Raw genomic sequence first — 19,195 nt, forward strand, 5'->3', positions numbered from 1 at the left:
TCACCGTGGGACTGGTGCTGGTGACAGACACTCAGGAGGTAGGGCGTTGAGCGAAAGCCGTCCGGGCGCGGGCAGCGGCACCAACGCGCCCACCGTTCTCCGCATGATCCTCGGCCGCCGTTTGCAGGAACGGCGGCAGAGTGCGGGCGCGTCACTGGAGGACGCGGCCAAGGCCCTGCGTGTGACGGCTCTCACCATCCGCCGCCTGGAGAAGGCGGACGTAGGTCTCAAGCCCCTCTACGTCGAGAAGCTGCTGGAGACCTACGGGGCCGAGCGGCAGGAGATCGACGAGTTCGTCTCCCTCGCCGAGCGGGCCAACGAGCCCGGCTGGTGGCACATGTACCGCGATGTGCTGCCGAGCTGGTTCAGCGGGTACGTGAGCCTGGAGACCGGGGCCAAGACGCTGCGCACCTACGAACCCCACTACGTGACGGGCCTGTTGCAGACCCCCCGGTACGCGCGCGCGGTCCTGCGCGGAGGCTTACCCAACGGCAGCGAGGAAGACCTGGAGCGGCGGGTGGACCTGCGGCTGCGCCGCCAGGGCCTGCTGGAGAGGCCCGACGCCCCCACGCTGTGGGTGGTACTCGAAGAGGCCGTACTGCACCGGGCGGTGGGCGGCCCGGAGGTCATGCGGGAGCAGATCGACCGGCTCCTGGAGGCCTCGGAGCTGGAGCACGTCAGCGTCGACGTCGTGCCGTTCACCGCGGGCGCCCATGTCGGCGCCTGCGCTCCCTTCACCTACTTCCGGTTCGAGGAGCCCGAACTGCCCGACATCGTCTACAGCGAGATCCTCTCCGGTGCCATGTACCTGGACCAGCGCGCCGATGTCGCGGCCCATCTGGAGGCGCACAACCGCATGTCGCTGCTGACCTCGGACGCGGACAGCAGGGCGCTTCTGAGCCGCATGCGAAAGGAGTACGCATGACCACCACCGACGGCATGGTCCGTGACGTCTACAACGGAATGCCGGCCTCGGACCTCGGCGAACTGGGCTGGGAATCTCCGTGGAGCGGTCCCAACGGGGGCCAGTGCGTGCAGACGAAGCAGCTCGACGACGGACGCGTGGCCCTGCGGCAGTCGACGGACCCCGGCGGCCCGGCACTGATCTGCAGCCCTGAGGAGATCACCGCGTTCGTCACGGGAGTCAAACGGGGCCTCGCCGATCACCTGACGGCCGGCTGACCCACGAGTACGCGCGGGCAGGACCCGGGCCGCCCCGGCCGCGACCTGCCCGACACGCCCCCCACGCACACACCGAAAGGGACAGCATGACCAACTCGCACGCCGCGCGGGACATCGACACCAGCAGGCCCCACTCTGCCCGGATGTACGACTACTACCTCGGCGGCAAGGACCACTTCGAGGTCGACCAGCAGGCCGCGGGGAAGGTCGCCGAGGTGTTCCCGGCCATCTTCGTGTGCGCCGCGGAGAACCGCGCGTTCATGCACCGGGCCACTCGTGTCCTGGCCCGGGAGCACGGGATCCGGCAGTGGCTGGACATAGGCACCGGCATCCCCACCGAACCGAACCTGCACCAGGTGGCCCAGGCGGTGGTGCCCGAGGCGCGGGTCGTCTACGCGGACAACGACCCCCTCGTCCTCAAGTACGCCGAACGGCTCATGCGCTCCACCGCCGAGGGCGCGACGACGTACATCCAGGCCGACTTCACCGACCCCGAGGCCATCCTGGGCGCACCCGAACTGCACGAGGCGCTGGACCTGACGCAGCCGGTGGCGTTGTCCCTGAACGCGCTGCTGCACTTCGTGCCGGACGACCTCGACCCGTACGGCATAGTCGCCCGCCTCCTGGAGGCACTCCCCTCGGGCAGCGCGCTGGCCATCAGCCACTGCACGCCCGACTTCGACCCGGTCACCTGGCAGACGCTCTGCGACATCTACATCGCGGCCGGGACGGCCGTCCAGGTCCGTTCCAAGGAGGAGGTCGGCCGCTTCTTCGAGGGTCTCGACCTGCTGGAGCCCGGCATCGAGGTGGGCCATCGCTGGCGGCCCGAGCCGCGGGAGCAGAGGGCGAGCGAGCCCACGGACGTCGAGGTCAGCCTCTGGACCGGGGTGGGGATCAAGCCGTAGCGGTGAACCGGCTACCGCCAACCCGTGCTCTCACCGCACGGGTTGGCAGCCGAATCCCGGCTCAGTCCTGTACGGGCTTGCCGCGTCCCCAGCCCCAGGCGAGCCGGTCGGCGCCGGACTGGTTGGTGGTGGCCAGCCACGGACGGTTCGGGTCGCCGACGAGGGCCTGCAGGGAGTACGTGTCGTCGGTGCGCAGACCCGGCCAGTACACCGAGCCCATCTTCAGCTCGCGGAAGGTGTCGGTGACGGCCTGGAGGAAGTTGACGTAGTTGTCGTCCGGGGTCGGCACGTTGTAGTTCAGGCCCGTGGTCATCGGCGAGCCGAACTCGTCCGCGACGGTCCGGTTCGCGCAGTCGCCGATGCGCACCTTGAGGTCGGCGACCCACTCGTCGTAGGTGGCGTACGACTTCCAGAACCCGTAGTGGTGCAGCGACAGGTAGGTGCCCTTGAGGCGCGGGTCGGCGCAGACGGTGGTGACGTGGTCGTTGTAGCCGGCGCCGCTGACGAACACGCGGCCCCGCGCCACCGACGGGTAGGTCTGCAGCCACTTCGCGGCGATGTCGGCCCACTCCGTGTCGGTGTAGCCGTGCGGCTCGTTCATCGGCTCGAAGTAGACCCGCGGGTCGTTCTTGTAGGCCTTGACCACGTTGTTCCACATGGGCCAGTAGGTGGCCTCGTCGTCGATGTAGCCGTCCTTGCGCTCCCCCGTCCCCTCCCAGTAGGACACGATGACCTTGAAGCCCTTGTCGGACGCCGCGTCGATGACACCGCGATACGACTTCCAGTAACTGCCGTTGACCGTGTAGGGGTTGATGGGCAGCCGTACGGTGTTCGCCCCGAGGTTGGCCCGGAACGCCGAGATGATCCGGCTCGCCTTGCCGTAGGTCTGGGCGTAGGTGTCGGTGGTCGACAGGCCCGACAGCTGGAGGAGGTCGTCGGCGAAGTTGTCGCGCGGGTCGGCCCAGTTGACGCCCTTGAACTGGGCCGTGTCGGTGGCCGGGGCGGCGGAGGCGGGGCTGCCGGCGAGAGTCGTACCGGTGACCGCGGCGATCGCGACCGCGACGAAGGCGGCACGCAGCCGAGGGGTGAAGCCGGTTGTGGAAGGGGACTTGCGCATCAACTTGCCCTTTCGGATCACGGCATGTTTACGTAAACATGCCCGGCGGCACGGCGACCGTCAAGGTTTCTCACACGTAACATCCGGTGCATCGCGCAACAGGTTCGGGACCCGGCCGAAGGAGGCACGCATGGTGGAACGGGGCGGCTCGGGCGTGCCCGGCGGGCGCCGCAAACAGCGGGTCTCCATGGCGGATGTCGCCAAGCTGGCGGGCGTGTCGTCCCAGACGGTCTCGCGGGTCTCCAACGGTCATCCCGGGGTGATCGACTCGACCCGGGAGCAGGTGCTCGCGGCGATGCGGGAGCTGGACTACCGGCCCAACAGCGCGGCCCGCGCCCTGCGTTACGGCCAGTTCAACACCATCGGCGTGATCCTCTTCAGCCTGTCCTCCACGGGCAACAGCCGCACCGTGGAGGCGATCGCCACGCACGCCGCGGCCGAGGGGTACGCGATCACCCTGATCCCCATCGATGTCCCCACCCAGGACAACGTGTTGGGCGCGTTCACACGCATGGGCGAGCTCGCCGTCGACGCCGTCGTCGTCATCATGGAGATCCATCTCCTCGACACCGGCACCGTCCAACGGCCGCCCGGCGTGCACGTCGTCGTCGTGGACTCCGACGCCGGCGACCGCTACAGCGTGGTCGACACCGACCAGGCCGACGGCGCCAGGAAGGCCGTCCAACATCTGCTGGACCTGGGCCATCGCACCGTATGGCATCTCACGGGCCCCGAAGAGTCCTTCGCCGGGCAGCGCCGAACCCAGGCCTGGCGCACGGTCCTTGAGGAGGCGGGACGCCCGGTGCCGCCTCCCCTGCGCGGCGACTGGTCGGCCGAGTCGGGCTACGCGGCCGGCCTCGCACTCGCCGAACAGCCCGACTGCACCGCGGTGTTCGCCTCCAACGACCAAATGGCCCTGGGCCTGTTGCGCGCCTTCCACGAACGCGGTCTGAGCGTCCCCTCGGACGTCAGCGTCGTCGGCTTCGACGACATCCCCGACGCCGCCTACTTCGTCCCACCCCTCACCACCGTCCACCAGGACTTCGCCGAGGTCGGCCGCCGCTGCGTCCAGGGCGCCCTGCGGCAGATCCGCACCGGCGGCGACTCCCCGCCCGGCACCGATCTCGTCCCGACCCGCCTGGTGATCCGGCACAGCACGGCCGCACCGCGAAGCTGAACCGGGTGTTGGCAGCCAACACCCATCCCTTCGAACCGACATGCAGGACACGAACTAAGGTCTCGTCGGGTGACAAGTAGCAACGCGACGCGCTCCCCTCTCATCGACGGCACCCGGCCGACGACCGAGCCCGGCGACTGGAAGGCACGGCTACGCCTGTTCGGATACGCCGAGCGCCCACGGACCGATATCCGCGAACGCCTGGTTCCGCCTTTCCCGGACAAGGCTCTGGGCTGGCTGGGGCCGATACTGGTCGCCGTCCTGGCCGGAGCGATTCGTTTCTGGCACCTCGGGCAACCCCGGAACCTCATCTTCGACGAGACCTACTACGCCAAGGACGCCTGGGCCTTGCTGCGGCTCGGCTACGAGGGCACCTGGCCGGACCGTAAGATCGCCGACCCGCAGATCCTGGCGCACCCTCAGGTGATCCCGCTCTCGGACACCGGGGCCTTCGTCGCCCACCCGCCGACGGGCAAGTGGGTGATCGCCCTCGGGGAGTGGATGTTCGGGCTGACCCCGTTCGGCTGGCGCTTCATGACGGCCCTTCTGGGCACGCTGTCGGTGCTGATGTTGTGCCGAATAGGCCGCCGCCTGTTCCGCTCGACGGCGCTGGGCTGTCTGGCCGGCGCGCTGATGGCGGTGGACGGGTTGCACTACGTGATGAGCCGCTCCGCTCTGCTGGACCTTGTCGTCATGTTCTTCGTGCTGGCGGCGTTCGGCTGCCTGTTGATCGACCGGGACTGGGCACGAGCCCGGCTGGCGGCGGCTCTGCCGGTGGGTGGGGACGGCCACGTGGGCCCGGACCAGGACACCGGGGACCGCGCCGGGACGGGAGTGCGACCCTGGCGGATCGCGGCCGGCTTCTTCCTGGGGCTGGCGGCCTCCAGCAAGTGGAACGGCCTGTATGTCATGGCCTTCTTCATGATCCTGACCCTGCTGTGGGAGGTCGGCGCCCGCCGCGTCGCGGGGGCACGCCACCCCTACCGGGCGGTGCTGCGCAGGGACCTCGGCTGGTCGGTGCTGTCTGTCGTTCCGGTCGCCCTGATGACCTATCTGGTGACGTGGACCGGCTGGTTCCTCTCCGACAATGGCTACGGGCGGCACTGGGCGGACGGCCGCGGCGGCACCTGGTCGTGGATTCCGGCCGCGCTGCGCAGCCTGTGGCACTACGAGTACTTGGTCTACCAGTTCAACGTGGGGCTGCACACTCCGCACAAGTACGAGTCGAACCCGTGGAGTTGGCTCGTCCTCGGCCGTCCCGTGTCGTTCTTCTACGAGTCGCCGCAACCCGGACAGGAGGGCTGCCGCGCGACGTCCAACTGCCCACAGGAGATCCTCGCCCTGGGCACCCCGCTGTTGTGGTGGTCGGCATGCTGCGCACTCGTGTACCTGCTCTTCCGGTGGGCGCTGCGCCGCGACTGGCGTGCGGGAGCCGTCCTGTGTGCGGTGGGGGCCGGTTATCTGCCGTGGTTCCTGTACCAGGACCGAACGATCTTCTCCTTCTACGCCGTCGTCTTCGTGCCGTACCTGTGCCTGGCCGTGGCGATGATGCTGGGCGCGCTGCTGGGTCCGCCGGAGGCGGATCGAACACGCCGCGCCCGGGGTGCGGTGGCCGCAGGCGTGCTCGTGCTGCTCATCGCCTGGAACTTCATCTACTTCTTCCCGATCTACACCGGGCAGACGATCTCCTACTCGTCGTGGTACGCCCGGATGTGGCTCAGCACTTGGATCTGAGCTCCGCTCCCCGCCACGCGTACAGCGCGAGTGCGACCAGGGTCATGGCGTACGGGATCGTCGTCCTCGAAGCCGGGCTCCCACTTGGTGCGGTCGGCGCCGAGTTGATGCGGGTCTTGCCCGAGGCTCCCGACGTCCCGGAATCCCCGTCGGATCCTCCACAGGCGGCGAGTAAGAGCATGCCCGCCACCGTCGCGGCTGCGGCGCGTATCCCGTTCCTCATCTTCCGTCTCCTGATCATGGACATCGGCCGATATGAGGTGCGTGGCTGCGCTGACAGTAAGAAGTGCGAAACGGCTTGGCTACGGCGCCTGGTTCCTGTTTGGCATCCCGGGGTGAAATTCAGACATCGGTGGACAGGGGGCAAGGGCGCTCATCGGTCGTACGCGAGGCGCGCCTGGTTCGGTACCGGGCCGAAGGCGCCGGCCTGGAAGTCGGTGAACGCCTGGGTGATCTCCGCCTTGGTGTTCATCACGAACGGGCCGCCGAGGGCCACGGGTTCGCGCAGCGGTGTGCCGCTGTAGACCATGACGCGGGCGGGCGCCTCCGGGTCTACGGCGGCCAGGTGCAGCGTGGTGGCCGCGGCGCCGGCGACGGGGTCGGACCAGCCGGTCTGGCCGGCGTGCAGTTCCCGGCCCCCGATCAGCAGTCGGCCGTTCATGACATACGCGAACAGGCGGTGTTCGGCGGGGACTTGAAGGTCATAGGAGGCATCGGGGTCGAGCGTCGCGACCACGCCCTGGACCGGGTGGTGGGTCTCGGCCGCGCCCATGACGCCGCCGACGGTGCCGGCGTGGACGTCGATGGTGACGCCGGGCGTGCGCACTCGGGGCATGGCGGCGCTGGTGAGGTCCTGGTAGCGCGAGGGCGTCAGCTTCTTCTCGGCGGGCAGGTTGAGCCACATCTGCAGGACGTGCGCGTGTTCGTCGCGGTAGGCCAGCTCGCGGTGGACGATGCCGCGGCCTGCGGTCATCCACTGCACCTCGCCGGGCTCCAGGGCCCCCGTGTGGCCGAGGTTGTCGCCGTGTTCGAGGACGCCGTCGACGACAGTGGTGACGGTCTCCAGTCCGCGGTGCGGATGCCACTCGAATCCTGGAGTGGAGAACCAGTCCTCGACCAGGACGAGAAACGGGTCGGTCAGCGCCGGGTCGGTGGGTACGAAGACGAGGGCCTTGTCGTCGACCTGCGCGTCGGGGCCCAGCTGTTGCTTGTCGGTGATGCGGGTCAGGGTCCGCTGACCCGCCAACTGCTCGGTCATGGCTGCTCCGTGAGGGGATGAGGACGGGTTCGGGCGACCCGCAGGGTGATCGGCGACTCGTGCGGCGTCATCTCCGCAAACCTCCCATGGGCGATGCTCGCAGCCATAGGGGGGCGGTGGCGAGTGGGATGTCCACGCGGTGCCAGCTGGGACCGGTGATCGGGGATCCGCCGCCGTAGGGCAGCCACTCGCCCGGCGGGAACCAGACCTGCCGTCGGCCTCCCGGTGCGTACAGCGGGGCGACCAACAGGTCGGGGCCCAGCAGGTACTGGAGGTCGGCGGCGTGGGCGTCCGGGCGGTCGGGGTGGTCCAGGGGCATGGGGCGGGCCAGTGGCTCGCCGGCGCGAACCGCGTCGGCCGCGGCCGAGTAGACGTACGGCAGCAGGCTCATGCGCAGGCGGGCCGCGTGCAGGACGGCCGCGTACGCCTCCTCGCCGAAGTCCCAGGGCAGCCGGGACGTCATGCCGTGGAACCGGCTGAGGGGTGACAGCAGGCCGAACTGGGCCCAGCGTACGAAGAGTTCGGCGTCCGGTGTGCCGTGGAAGCCGCCGATGTCGTGACTCCAGAAGGGGATGCCGGAGAGCGAGAGCGAGAGGCCTGCCCGGAGGGTGGAGGCGAGGTCGGGCCAGCTCGCGTTGGGGTCGCCTGTCCATTTGGCGCCGTGTCTCTGACCGCCGGTCCAGGTCGAGCGGCCCCAGGTCAGGCCGTGAACCGCCGCTGTCTCTCGGGTGATCTCGGCGACCAGGTCGTTGTAGAGGAGCGGGTAGAGGTTGTGCAGGCGGTCGCCGGTCATGCCGTTGTGGGCGAGCGTGTCGGCGGGGACCCCCTCGCCGAAGTCGGTCTTCAGGACCGCCGCCCCGGTGGCCAGGGCCTGGCGGACGCGAGCCCGGAACCAGTCCGCGGCGCCGGGGTGGGTGAGGTCCAGCACGGCCGAGTCCGGATGCGCGCCGCCCCAGACCTGGCCGATCCAGGTGGTGCCGGAAGTGGTGTGCAGGAACCAGCCGTTGCGATCCGCCTCGGTGAAGTAGGGGCTGTCGACGCTGACATACGGGTTCATCCAGAGCGAGACGTGGAAGCCCTGTCCGGCCAGATCCGCCATCAGCCCGCGGGGATCCGGGAACGCCTCGGTGTCCCAGCTCATGTCCGACCACGAGCCGTGCCGCTGCCAGTACGCGTCGATGTGCAGGACGTCGCAGGGGAAGCCGAGTTCACGGATCCGGCGGGCGCGTTCGCGTACTTCGGCCGCGCTGTCCTGGCGGAAGCCGCCGGAGATCCAAGGGCCGAACGCCCACTTCGGGGGCAGCAGGGCGGGGCCGGTCAGATCGCGGTACGCGGTCAGGCACTCGGCGGGGGTGCCGGTGATCAGGTAGTAGTCGAGGACCTCGTCCGGGACGGTCATCGACCAGGCGCCGGTGTTGCTGTGAGCGAGGTCGAAGGAGGTCGCGGTCGTGGTGTCCACGAGGACGGCGTAGCCCCGGCTGGAGAGCAGGAACGGGACTGCCTTGTAGGAGCGGGTGCCGGTCGAGCCCTGGGCGTCCTCGATCCAGCAGTCGACCCGTTGTCCGCGCAGGTCCGGGCCGGTGAACCGTTCACCGAGGCCGTAGAAGTGCTCGTCGGGCTCGGTGATCCAGCTGTCGTGGTGGGCAAGGCTGCCGTCCGTCAGTTCGGTGACGCCGAGCGGCAGCACGATCGTGCGGTCGCTGGGGTCGCTCACGTCGGTGGCCTGGCGGAGGATCTTGCCCTGACGGTCCGTCAACTCCATTGAGAATGGGGTGAGTTGAATATCGACGCGAACGACGTCGAGGTGCAGGGTGAGCGTGTTCCGCGATCGCTCGGCGGTGCAGCCGCTGTCCGTCGGCGCGGTGACCACAGAGACCCGGGGTGCGGTCGGCACGTCGGCCATTCGGAGCGTGATCCGCAGGGTGCTGCCCGTCGCGGGGCGCAGCCGGAGCGTGCCGGTACGTCCGGCCGCGGTGCGTACGTCCAGGGTCGCGCCGTCTTTGTCGGCGTGGGCGACGGAAGCGCTGACCACCGGGTCGAGTGCGTTGGGCCCGGCGGGGGTCAGGGGCGGAGGCGGCGCCACCCAGGGGGTGTGGTCACGGGGGTGCAGTGAGGACATGGCGATCATCAGCCCCTTACGCTGCCCGCGGTGAGCCCGCCGACGATGAAGCGCTGGAAGACGGCGAAGACGCAGACCACCGGGATGCTGATGAGAGTGGCGGTGGCCATCAGGGCGCCCCACGACGTTCCGTGTTGGCCTACGAAGGCGTTGAGCAGGACGGTGACGGGCTGGACGTCCGGGCCGTGGGCGAGCGTGAGGCCGAACAGGAACTCGCCCCAGGCGATCAGGAAGGACAGTCCGGCCGCCGCGACCACTCCGGGCACCATGAGCGGCAGGACGACGCGCAGCAGCACGCCGGGCAGTCCGCAGCCGTCGACCAGTGCGGCCTCCTCCAGCTCCGGCGAGACGCTGCGCATCACGGGACGCAGCACGATCACCATGAAGGGCAGGGTGAGTGTCGTGTCGGCGGCGATCAGTCCCAGGTACGTGTCGGTGAGGCCGGCCCGGCGTTCGAGGATGAACAGCGGTGCCGCCAGCACGATGGCGGGCGGGAGTTGGGCGACCAGGAGTGCGAGCACCATGGCGCCCGAACCCCGCATCCGGACCCGGGCGAGCGCGTAGGCGAGGGGGACGCCCAGCAGCAGGGTGAGCGCCACCACTCCGCAGGAGATGACCAGGCTGTTGAGCAGGGCCCTGGTCAGCCCCTCATAGCCCAGTGCCGTCGAGTAGTTCTCGCCGGTGACGGGAGTGGGCACCCATTGCGGGGTCGGGGTCAGGATCCGGTCCGGCGGGGTGACGCTGGTCTTCGCCATCCAGTACACCGGCAGCAGGAAGGCAGCGGTGATCACGGTGGCGATCGCGGTGAGCAGCCAGGGGCGGCGTGGTGGTTTCATACGGCGCCTCCCGCCGAAGCCTCTTCCTCGCGCCGCAGCCGTCGTACGTAGAACACACCCGCGAGCAGCGGTACGACGAGCAGCAGCAGGCCGGCGGCAGCACCCTGGCCGAACCGGAAGAACGTGAAGAAGACCTCGTAGACGTAGAGGGAGAGCACGCGGGTGGCGTCGACGGGGCCGCCGCCCGTCATCACGAAGATGATGTCGAAGACCTTGAACGTGTAGACGAGGCCGAGGAGGAGGACGGTCACCGAGACCGGCCGCATCAGCGGGAGGGTGATGTGGCGGAAGCGCTGCCAGGCGCCCGCGCCGTCGATGGCGGCGGCCTCGTGGAGCTGGGGGTCGATGGTGTGCAGTCCGACCAGGAGCAGCAGCATGTTGAAGGGCACGCCGACCCAGATGTTGGCGAAGATGACCCCGGCCATGGAGGTGGACGGGTCGGTGAGCCAGTAGTGGGACAGCGAGCCCAGGCCCACCGCCTCGAACAGGGCGTTGTAGGCGCCGGACTCCGCGTCCAGCATCCAGCGGAAGAGGGTGCCGCTGACCACCGGGGGGAGGAGCCAGGCCACCAACAGGAGCGAGCGCAACAGGCCGTTGAAGGGGAAGGGGCGGGCGAAGAGCAGGGCCAGGGCGAAGCCGATGACGAACTGGAACAGCAGCGAGCCCAGGGTGAAGACCAGCGAGAGGCGTACCGAGTGCCAGAAGGCCGGGTCGTCGAGCACGACCCGATAGTTCTCCGCTCCGTTGAACTGCTCGGCCCCGCCCAGCAGTTGGCCCAGGTCGACATCGTGGACGGACGTCCACACGTTGTAGAAGAGCGGGTAGGCCAGGAAGAGGGCGAGGAAGGCCATGCCGGGCAGGCAGAACAGGTAGCCCGCGCGTCGGCGGCGTGCGGACGGGGAGAGAGATCTCCTCTGCTGGGAGAGATATTGCGTCATTGCTCGCCCAGAGCTTTGTCGATCTTGGCGGCCGCGGTTTTCGCCGCCGCGGAGGCGGAGGCCGACCCGGTGAGCACGGCCTGCTCCGCCTCGGCGACGGCCTGCGAGGCCTCGGCGTAGTGCGCGCCGTACTGGCGTGGACGGGCGAGGGGCAGTTGACTGAGGAAGAGCCGCAGGGCCGGGTCGGACGCCCATGTGCCCTGGTCGGCGAGGTCCTTGCGGGCGGGGAGTTCACCGAACGACACCAGGTAGGGGACCAGTACCGACGGGCGCTGCGTGTACTCCAGGACCTCCCACGCCTTGTCCAGGTGCTCGCTGTCCGCCATCAGGACCCAGTTCTCCCCGCCCAGACAGGTGGCGGCCTCCTGGTCGCGGGGCAGGGCCACGACGTTCCACTCGAAGTCCGCCTTCTTCAGCGTGGGGATCTGCCAGGGGCCGTTGATCTGCATCGCCGCGCGCTGGTTGAGGAAGCGTGTGTTGACGTCCTGCTGGGTCCAGCCCACGCACTGCTCGGACAGGGAGCCCTTGGCGATCAGGTCGTCGAGGAAGGACAGTGCGGTGGCACCGTACGTGGTGAAGGTGTCCAGGTCGCCGCCCGCCTGCCACAGGAACGGCAGGAACTGGAAGACGCCCTCCTCGGTCTTGATCGCGCTCAGCGCCAGGCCGTAGCGGTCCCCGCTGGTCAGCCGCTGGGCGGCGGAGGCCAGTTCCTCCCAGGTGGTGGGGGGTTCCACTCCGGCGGACTTGAGCATGGCGGTGTTGTAGTAGAGGGCGAGGCAGTTGCTGTTGTTGGGGATGCCGAGGGTCTTCCCGCCGACCTGGCAGCCGTCCCACGGGCCTTTGTAGTACTGGTCGGCCTGGCCCCATTTCTCGGCTCTGTCGGTGAGGTCGGCCAGCAGGTTGCTGCCGCCCAGGGTGTTCATGGCGACGTTGTCGACGATGGCGATGTCGGGCAGGTCGCCGGAGATCGCGCCCAGGGTGATCTGCCGGTCGAGTTCCGCGAACGGGAAGGACCGCCGCTCGATCTTCACGTCCGGGACGCCGGCCTCGATGTCCCTGATGAGGCGATTCATTCCGGGCTGGAAGTTGTCCAGGCTGAAGTAGTCCCACCAGGTGAGGGTGACCGGGCCCGACTTGTCCGAGCCGCAGGAGGTCAGGGCTCCGCCGAGGCCGAGGGCGGCGGCGGTCGCTGCCGCGCCGGAGGTACGCAGGAAGGCACGGCGGTCGACGGGGTACGACATGTGGTGCTCCCAAGGGGTCGGTGATGTTGGTGCAGAAACCGACGTATCAGAAATCCAGGTCGAAATCGGGGAACTCCGGCTCGGGTTCCGAACCCGGCACCGGCCGGCAGCGACCGGTACTCGCGCGCAGGGTGATCAGAGGTTTCAGCAGGACGTGTCGGGGAGGCGAGTCGGGTGAGCGCAGCCGCCGCATCATCAGCTCCACGGCGACCCGGCTCATCTCCTTGGCGGGTATCTCCGCGGCGGTGAGCGGCGGGGTCACCCGCTCGGCCCAGGGGCCGGCCGACACGCCGACGACCGAGAAGTCGCGCGGCACGCTGCGGCCGTGCCGGGTGAGCCCTCGGTAGATGCCCTCCAGGGCCGCCTCGTTCTGGGTGACCAGGGAGGTGGTCGCCGGGTCGTCCCGCAGGATCCGCTCCACGACCTCCTCCCCCGAGGCGAGGTCGTCGCCGCAGAGGTAGGCGTGCGGGATGAGCAGCAGCTTCTTCATCGCCTCGGTGTAGCCCTCGTCCCCGAGGCGGGCGAAACCGTACCCGCTGTCGAACAGCTGCTCCGACCGGTTGACGAAGGCGATTCTGCTGTGGCCCAGATCGGCGAGGTGCTGGACGCAGCCGCGAGCCAGACCGGCGAAGTCCAGATCGACCCAGCCGGACACGTCGGCCCGGTCGTTGCGGCCGATGGCGACGAAGGGGAAGCCCGCCTCGGCAAGACGCTCGACGCGATCGTCCTCCCGGCGGATCTCCATGACGATCACGCCGTCGACCCGCCGGTCGCCGACCATCCGCAGGAACGAGGGGTCTTCGTGTGTGTCGCCGGGCGAGAGCAGCAGGTCGTAGCCGTACGTGGTGGCGGCTTCGGCGACGCCGCCGATGAAGGCGAGCTGCATGGTGGTGTAGTCGCGGGACCGACCGGCCGGAGGGTAGAGGAGCCCGAGTGTGTGCGTCCCGCCACCGGAACCCTCGCCGCCGGAGCCCTCGCTTCTTGTGCGCTCTGCCATGGTCAGCCGGCCGGGAGGGTCTGTTCGGCCCAGATGGTCTTGCCCACGGTGGTCTGGCGGGTGCCCCAGCCCTGGGTCAGCTGGGCGACCATGTGCAGCCCCCGCCCACCCTCGTCGTAGGTGCGGGCGCGGCGCAGGTGCGGGGCGGTGTTGCTGGCGTCGGACACCTCGCAGATCAGAGTCCGGTCCCGGATCAGCCGCAGACCGATCGGTACGGCCCCGTAGCGGATGGCGTTGGTGACCAGCTCGCTCACCACCAGTTCGGTGACGAACGCGGCGTCCTCCAGCCCCCAGACCGCGAGCTGGCGGGAGGCCTGGGCCCGGGCGTCGGCCACGATCGCGGGGTCGGACGGCAGCGCCCAGGCGGCGACCTGGTCCGCGTGCAGGGCACGGGTGCGCGCGAGGAGCAGGGCCACGTCATCGGCGGGGCTGTCGGGCAGCAGGGCCTTGAGAATGGCGTCGCAGGTGGCCTCCAGCGAGGGAGCAGGGCCGGCCAGAGCCTCGCAGAGCCGTTCGAGCCCCAGTCCGATGTCGCGGTCGCGGGCCTCGACCAGGCCGTCGGTGCAGAAGGCGAGCAGACTGCCCTCGGGCAGCTCGAGCTCGGTGGACTCGAACGGCAGCCCTCCGACGCCCAGCAGCGGACCGGGGGTGAGACGGACCACGCTCACCGTGCCGTCGGGGAGCAGTACGACGGGCGGGACGTGGCCGGCGCTGGCGAGGGTGCAGACGCGGGAGACCGGGTCGTAGACGGCGTACAGACAGGTCGCGCCGATCTCGCCGGTGACGAGGTACGGCTCGTCCGGGGCGATCTCGTTCTTGTCCGAGGAGAGGTGGATGACCAGATCGTCGAGGTGGGTGAGGAGTTCGTCCGGGGGCAGGTCCACGTCGGCGAGCGTGCGTACCGCCGTGCGCAGCCGCCCCATGGTGGCGGAGGCGTGGATGCCGTGCCCGACGACGTCTCCGACGACCAGGGCCACGCGGGTGCCGGACAGCGGCACGACGTCGAACCAGTCGCCGCCCACTCCCGCACCCGTGCCGGCCGGCAGATAGCGGTACGCCACCTCGACGGCCGCCTGTTTGGGGAGGTCGCGGGGCAGCAGGCTGCGCTGGAGCGTGAGGGCGTTGGTGCGCTCGTGGGTGTAGCGGCGCGCGTTGTCCACGCCGACGGCCGCCCGGCCGGCGAGTTCCTCGGCGAGGACCATGTCGTCCTGTTCGAAGGGCGGGGAGCCTTCGGCACGGCCGAAGACCGCGACCCCGAGGGTGATGCCCCGGGCGCGCAAGGGGGTGGCCATGACGGAGTGGAATCCGTACTCCTCGACGCGAGCGGTGCGCGTCTCGTCACTGGCGATCCAGCGGGTGAAGTCGGGGTCGTCCGCGCCGCTGAGCACCGATTGCCCGCTGGTCAGACAGCGGGCGGGCGGCGAGAACGGAGGGTAGGTGTCGATCCCGCCGAGGTCGATGGCGGCCTCGGGCACGCCTTCGCCCTCGGCGGCGGACTGGTGCGCGACTCTGCGGAGCACCACGGCCGCGTCGACCGGTCCGGGGACCGGCTCCTGCCCGCGCAACACGGAGTCGAGCAGGTCCACGCTGACGAAGTCGGCGAGCCTCGGGACGGCGAGGTCGGCGAGCTCCTGGGCTGTGCGCGTCACGTTCAGGGTGGTGCCGATCCGGGTGCCCGCTTCTTGCAGGAGGGCCAGCCGCTGACGGGCCGAGTGCTGGTCGCTGCTGTCGAATGCGGCGGTGCCCACACCGACGACCTCGCCGGTGGCGGGATCCCGGACGGGCCACAGTTCTATGACCCAGGCGCGGCCACGGGCGGAGGCGGGAGTCGGAGTGGGGGCGGAGGGCGGCTCCTGGGCGAAGCGCTCGTAGCGCATCGGTGTCGCTTCTACGGCGACTCGGCGGACACAGCGGAGGAAGTCCTGGTCGGCAAGGGCGGCCTCGTGCCGCCCCCCTCCGACCTCGGCGACCGTGTTCCCATGCCACGATCCGGACGCCGTGGTGTGGGTGGAGAGGGCGATGGAAGCCTGGGCGAACGCCCACTCCACCATCCTCCGATCGTGCTCCGACTCGGCAGGACCGCTGGTGATGGTCACGACGAACCCCTGGGACGTGTCGTCACCGCCCAGCGACGGATGGGCGTGCAGGGCCGCTTCGACGCGGTGGCCGTCCCGGTGCCGCAGTGCCGCGGTGCCACTCCATTCCTGGGAGCCGGTGAGGGAGAGCCCGGCCGCCTCGGGAGCCTCGCGGTCGAGGAGCAGATCGGCTGCGGGGCGTCCTACGACCTCTGGGGCGCGGTGGCCCAGCAGCCGCCGGGCGCCCTCGCTCCATCCTGTGACGATGCCGTCCAGGCTGACGGTGACTGCTGCGACATCGACGGACCACCCGCAGTGACCGCTCCTCTGATCATAAGTGGCCATTCTTGCTCTATTCGTGCGGTGAGGTCCTCACAGACCCAGCGTGCGCGCCACACAAGAATCGGACAAGTCAGATCGACGGACGCCTTGGGGCGACCGGAACAAGCCGTCCCGTGGGACGGAAGTGAGGGAAACCCTGAACGTACGCCACAGCTGGGCTAGCCTCGTTTTCCCTTGGGGCCGAACTGACGTACGGCGAAAATCACTTCGGGGGATCCGTGTCAGAACAGCGGCCGGTACCACCGGACTTGGCGTCGAGCGAGGCCGCCGGGCTGCGGCAGACCGGTGCCTCACCCCTGCGCTCCGGCGACCCGGATCACATCGGCCCCTATGTGCCGCTGGCCCTGCTCGGCAGCGGCGGTATGGGACGGGTCTATCTCGCACGCCCCGCGGACGGCAGCCCCGGTCTGGCCGCGGTGAAGGTGATCAGGCCGGAGTACGCGGACGACCCCGACTTCCGGCGCCGGTTCGAGCGTGAGGCGTCGATGCTCGCCCGGGTCAGCATGGAGCACACACCGAGATTGTGCGGTACGGGCTTCCAGGACGAGTTGCTGTGGATGGCCACCGAATACCTCCCCGGGCTCGATCTGGCGCACGCCGTACGGGAGCATGGCGCCCTGGAGACGGCCGCGGTCTGGTGGCTGGTGGCGGAGCTGGGGCAGGCGCTTGCCGACCTTGCCGCCACGGGGATCGTGCACCGGGATCTGAAGCCGTCCAATGTGCTGTTGTCCGTCAGGGGCGCGCATGTGATCGACTTCGGCATTTCCAGGGCCACGGACGCCAGCACGATCACCGGCACGGGCATCCGGGTGGGAACTCCGGCCTACATGTCGCCGGAGCACCTGAGGACCGGCAGATCCGACACGCCGTCGGACGTGTTCTCGATGGCCGGGACACTGGTGTACGCGGCGGCGGGGCGTGCCCCGTTCGGCGACGGCACGGGGATCGACGTGATGCACCGGGTGGCGTTCGAGGAGCCGGATCCGGAGCTGATCGGTGAGATCTCGGCAACGGACGCGGCGCTCGGCTCACTACTGACCGCCTGTCTGGCCAAGGAGCCCGAGCGGCGGCCCACGGCGCGGGATCTGATCGACACGGCCGGGGCACACACCGCAACGACCGTCTGGCCCGAGCCGCTGGGCGGCAAACTGCTGGCCCGGCAGCGGGCGTACGAGGTGCTCTACCGCCTCCCGGTCGAGCGGCGGGCTGGATTTCGGTCTCCGGACGACCGGCCGATGGCGATGCCGCCGGCACCGGCCGAGAAGTCGGAGCGACCTGGTCCGCCCGTTCTCGAACCCCCGGAGGAGGCAGTTGACCCTTCCTCCGTTGACCCTTCCTCCGTCACGCCATCGGCTCGGCCCCGCGAGCAAGGAGTCCGCACCCGGGCACGGAAGAAGACGGTACTGGCCATCGCCGCGGGCATCACCCTCTGCGCGGTGGCCGCGGGGGTCTTTGTGATCACTCGTCAGGACGCCCCTCCAACCGCTTCCTCCCCGGGGGCCGGAGCGACGACCGGCGGCGCAGTGCCCGGCGATAGCGCCTCCCGGCCGATGCCCGGGGCCTCGGGCGCAAGGTCCACGTCCGGCAAGAGCGTCGACGGCGGCGCGAACCCCAACAGCACAGCCTCGCGTCCCGAGGCCGCCGGCTCCGCCACCCCAGCCGGGCGCAGCACTCCCTCTGCTCCTGGTGTCGAGCCCAGCGCCACAGCCGACACAACTCCGTCGCCCAGTAATCCAGCCACCGAGCCCGCGACCCCGCCCTGGATCTCGGACTGCACGTACTACCAGGGCAACGGACGCACGCGTCGGGGAGACAGTGGCAACCGTGTACTGCAGGTGCAGTGCATGCTGACGAAGCGCGGATACGACCTCGGGAGCACGGACGCGGAGGGCGACTTCGGTGCCGGAACCGAGTCGGCGGTGCGGGAGTTCCAGAGCGACAAGCTGCTGGACGCCGACGGCATTGTGCGGCGCGAGACCTGGCTCGCCCTGCGCAGCACCGAGTGAGTGTGACCCTTGCCCCAGCCATCGCTCCCCCCTAGCCTGATTTTGTGCCGCTAATAAACAAACCCCGAACGCACAACGCCGTGCCGGGCCCCGGCCTCACCCGACTCCGTATCGCCCTCACCGTCTTCTTCGCCCTCGACGGCTTCGTCTTCGCCGGCTGGGTCGTCAGAATCCCCGCGATCAAGGAACAGACCGGCGCCTCCGCCAGCGGCCTGGGACTGGCCCTCCTCGGCGTCTCCGCCGGAGCCGTCATCACGATGACGCTCACCGGCCGCCTGTGCCGCCGCTACGGCAACCACCGCGTCACCGTCGTCTGCGCCGTCCTGCTCTCCCTCAGCGTGGCCCTGCCCCCGCTCACCCACTCCACCCTCGCCCTCGGCGCCGTACTGCTGGTCTTCGGGGCCGCCTACGGCGGGATCAACGTCGCCTTCAACAGCGCAGCCGTCGATCTCGTGGCCGCGCTGCGGCGGCCCATCATGCCCAGCTTCCACGCGGCGTTCAGCCTGGGTGGCATGGTCGGCGCGGGGCTCGGCGGGCTGGTCGCGGGGACACTGTCGCCGACCCCGCACCTTTTCGGGCTGACCGTGATCGGCCTGCTCGTGACCGTGGTCGCGGGGCGCGCCCTACTGCGCCTGGAGCCGCCGGCGGCGCCGGAGAGCATGCGAACCGAGGGTGCCGCACCACGCCGTATGGACGGTCGCACCCGCGGACTCGTCACCGTCTTCGGCCTCATCGCGCTGTGCACCGCGTTCGGCGAAGGGGCCATGGCGGACTGGGGCGCCCTGCATCTCGAACAGGATCTGGACGCCTCGCCGGGGCTCGCGGCGGCGGGGTACTCCTGTTTCGCCCTGTCCATGACCGTCGGCCGGCTGACCGGGACGACGCTGCTCGAACGCCTGGGCCGGACCCGCACCGTGGTCGCCGGCGGCAGTACCGCCGCGGCCGGAATGCTCCTCGGCTCGCTCGCCCCGTCCCTGTGGGCGGCCCTGATCGGCTTCGCCGTCACCGGGATCGGACTCGCCAACCTCTTCCCCGTCGCCGTCGAACGCGCCGGTACGCTCGCGGGCCCGAGCGGCGTCGCCGTCGCGTCGACCCTGGGCTACGGCGGCATGCTGCTCGGCCCGCCCGCGATCGGTTTCATGGCGGAGTGGTTCTCACTGCCCACCGCCCTCCTGAGCGTGGCGGTACTGGCCGGTGTCGCCGCGGCCATCGGGCTCGGCACGCGTCGCGTGACGGTGGCGGGCTGACAACGACATCGGCCCGCGCAC

16 protein-coding genes are annotated in these 19,195 nt (G+C 69.9%); 7 read left to right on the forward strand and 9 right to left on the reverse strand.

Annotated features, from left to right (window positions below):
- The first annotated feature begins 46 nt into the window (after positions 1-46).
- The 3 genes from AC5DRG_RS05940 (at position 47) to AC5DRG_RS05950 (ending at position 2,087) form a co-directional block, all read left to right on the forward strand.
- Entirely contained in the window at positions 47-925 is an 879-nt protein-coding gene (locus AC5DRG_RS05940) for a Sco1979 family transcriptional regulator (protein WP_491808605.1), read from the forward strand.
- Positions 922-1,182, forward strand: coding sequence for a DUF397 domain-containing protein (locus AC5DRG_RS05945; protein ID WP_491808606.1), 261 nt, complete (start codon positions 922-924; stop codon positions 1,180-1,182). Before AC5DRG_RS05940 ends, AC5DRG_RS05945 begins: the two co-directional genes overlap by 4 nt.
- An 86-nt stretch (positions 1,183-1,268) precedes the next feature.
- Positions 1,269-2,087 carry an SAM-dependent methyltransferase gene (locus AC5DRG_RS05950; RefSeq protein ID WP_491808607.1) on the forward strand — a complete coding sequence of 273 codons (819 nt, stop codon included), beginning with the start codon at positions 1,269-1,271 and terminating at the stop codon, positions 2,085-2,087.
- Between the two features lie 61 nt (positions 2,088-2,148).
- Here the strand turns inward: AC5DRG_RS05950 and AC5DRG_RS05955 are convergent, their stop codons facing one another.
- Positions 2,149-3,204 carry a glycoside hydrolase family 5 protein gene (locus AC5DRG_RS05955; RefSeq protein WP_491808608.1) on the reverse strand — a complete coding sequence of 352 codons (1,056 nt, stop codon included), beginning with the start codon at positions 3,202-3,204 and terminating at the stop codon, positions 2,149-2,151.
- Positions 3,205-3,334: 130 nt separating this feature from the next.
- Here AC5DRG_RS05955 and AC5DRG_RS05960 point away from each other — a divergent pair, with 130 nt between their 5' ends.
- Positions 3,335-4,381, forward strand: coding sequence for a LacI family DNA-binding transcriptional regulator (locus AC5DRG_RS05960; RefSeq protein WP_491808609.1), 1,047 nt, complete (start codon positions 3,335-3,337; stop codon positions 4,379-4,381).
- A 69-nt stretch (positions 4,382-4,450) separates the two neighbouring features.
- Positions 4,451-6,115, forward strand: coding sequence for a dolichyl-phosphate-mannose--protein mannosyltransferase (locus AC5DRG_RS05965; RefSeq protein ID WP_491808610.1), 1,665 nt, complete (start codon positions 4,451-4,453; stop codon positions 6,113-6,115).
- Here the strand turns inward: AC5DRG_RS05965 and AC5DRG_RS05970 are convergent.
- The 8 genes from AC5DRG_RS05970 to AC5DRG_RS06005 all read right to left on the reverse strand — a co-directional run bounded on the left by AC5DRG_RS05970 (position 6,099) and on the right by AC5DRG_RS06005 (position 15,924).
- The gene (locus AC5DRG_RS05970; protein ID WP_491808611.1) at positions 6,099-6,338 is read right to left on the reverse strand and encodes a hypothetical protein; all 240 of its coding nucleotides are present in this window, start codon (positions 6,336-6,338) and stop codon (positions 6,099-6,101) included. The two genes, AC5DRG_RS05965 and AC5DRG_RS05970, sit on opposite strands and share 17 nt — an antisense overlap.
- 150 nt (positions 6,339-6,488) lie before the next feature.
- Complete coding sequence (locus tag AC5DRG_RS05975) at positions 6,489-7,373, reverse strand: pirin family protein (RefSeq protein WP_491808613.1); 885 nt, start codon at positions 7,371-7,373, stop codon at positions 6,489-6,491.
- A 67-nt stretch (positions 7,374-7,440) separates the two neighbouring features.
- Entirely contained in the window at positions 7,441-9,492 is a 2,052-nt protein-coding gene (locus AC5DRG_RS05980; RefSeq protein ID WP_491808614.1) for a glycoside hydrolase family 31 protein, read from the reverse strand.
- 8 nt (positions 9,493-9,500) lie between these two features.
- Positions 9,501-10,328, reverse strand: coding sequence for a carbohydrate ABC transporter permease (locus AC5DRG_RS05985; protein WP_491808615.1), 828 nt, complete (start codon positions 10,326-10,328; stop codon positions 9,501-9,503).
- A complete protein-coding gene (locus AC5DRG_RS05990; protein WP_491808616.1) occupies positions 10,325-11,266 on the reverse strand; it encodes a carbohydrate ABC transporter permease in 942 nt (313 codons plus the stop codon). The genes AC5DRG_RS05985 and AC5DRG_RS05990 overlap by 4 nt, the downstream gene beginning before the upstream one ends.
- Positions 11,263-12,507 (reverse strand): ABC transporter substrate-binding protein, encoded by a 1,245-nt coding sequence (locus AC5DRG_RS05995; RefSeq protein ID WP_491808617.1) that lies wholly within the window; start codon positions 12,505-12,507, stop codon positions 11,263-11,265. Before AC5DRG_RS05995 ends, AC5DRG_RS05990 begins: the two co-directional genes overlap by 4 nt.
- A 46-nt stretch (positions 12,508-12,553) precedes the next feature.
- Positions 12,554-13,504, reverse strand: coding sequence for a LacI family DNA-binding transcriptional regulator (locus AC5DRG_RS06000; RefSeq protein WP_491808618.1), 951 nt, complete (start codon positions 13,502-13,504; stop codon positions 12,554-12,556).
- A 2-nt stretch (positions 13,505-13,506) separates the two neighbouring features.
- Positions 13,507-15,924 carry an ATP-binding SpoIIE family protein phosphatase gene (locus AC5DRG_RS06005; protein WP_491808620.1) on the reverse strand — a complete coding sequence of 806 codons (2,418 nt, stop codon included), beginning with the start codon at positions 15,922-15,924 and terminating at the stop codon, positions 13,507-13,509.
- Positions 15,925-16,139: 215 nt separating this feature from the next.
- Between AC5DRG_RS06005 and AC5DRG_RS06010 the strand changes: the two genes are divergently transcribed.
- Together AC5DRG_RS06010 and AC5DRG_RS06015 are read left to right on the forward strand one after the other, a co-directional pair.
- Positions 16,140-17,927 (forward strand): protein kinase domain-containing protein, encoded by a 1,788-nt coding sequence (locus AC5DRG_RS06010; protein ID WP_491808621.1) that lies wholly within the window; start codon positions 16,140-16,142, stop codon positions 17,925-17,927.
- 80 nt (positions 17,928-18,007) lie between these two features.
- Positions 18,008-19,174: an MFS transporter gene (locus AC5DRG_RS06015; protein WP_491808622.1), complete on the forward strand. Its 1,167-nt coding sequence runs from the start codon at positions 18,008-18,010 to the stop codon at positions 19,172-19,174.
- Positions 19,175-19,195: the final 21 nt, after the last annotated feature.

This window comes from Streptomyces sp. JLBG701 (genome assembly GCF_058544905.1).

Excerpts from the sequence above, each read along its gene's own strand:
- AC5DRG_RS05990 (WP_491808616.1), bottom strand. The coding sequence starts at position 11,266 with ATGACGCAATATCTCTCCCAGCAGAGGAGATCTCTCTCCCCGTCCGCA.
- AC5DRG_RS06000 (WP_491808618.1), bottom strand. The coding sequence starts at position 13,504 with ATGGCAGAGCGCACAAGAAGCGAGGGCTCCGGCGGCGAGGGTTCCGGT.
- AC5DRG_RS05945 (WP_491808606.1), top strand. The coding sequence starts at position 922 with ATGACCACCACCGACGGCATGGTCCGTGACGTCTACAACGGAATGCCG.
- AC5DRG_RS05985 (WP_491808615.1), bottom strand. The coding sequence starts at position 10,328 with ATGAAACCACCACGCCGCCCCTGGCTGCTCACCGCGATCGCCACCGTG.
- AC5DRG_RS05950 (WP_491808607.1), top strand. The coding sequence starts at position 1,269 with ATGACCAACTCGCACGCCGCGCGGGACATCGACACCAGCAGGCCCCAC.
- AC5DRG_RS05960 (WP_491808609.1), top strand. The coding sequence starts at position 3,335 with ATGGTGGAACGGGGCGGCTCGGGCGTGCCCGGCGGGCGCCGCAAACAG.
- AC5DRG_RS05975 (WP_491808613.1), bottom strand. The coding sequence starts at position 7,373 with ATGACCGAGCAGTTGGCGGGTCAGCGGACCCTGACCCGCATCACCGAC.
- AC5DRG_RS05955 (WP_491808608.1), bottom strand. The coding sequence starts at position 3,204 with ATGCGCAAGTCCCCTTCCACAACCGGCTTCACCCCTCGGCTGCGTGCC.
- AC5DRG_RS05995 (WP_491808617.1), bottom strand. The coding sequence starts at position 12,507 with ATGTCGTACCCCGTCGACCGCCGTGCCTTCCTGCGTACCTCCGGCGCG.
- AC5DRG_RS05980 (WP_491808614.1), bottom strand. The coding sequence starts at position 9,492 with ATGTCCTCACTGCACCCCCGTGACCACACCCCCTGGGTGGCGCCGCCT.
- AC5DRG_RS05970 (WP_491808611.1), bottom strand. The coding sequence starts at position 6,338 with ATGAGGAACGGGATACGCGCCGCAGCCGCGACGGTGGCGGGCATGCTC.
- AC5DRG_RS06005 (WP_491808620.1), bottom strand. The coding sequence starts at position 15,924 with ATGGCCACTTATGATCAGAGGAGCGGTCACTGCGGGTGGTCCGTCGAT.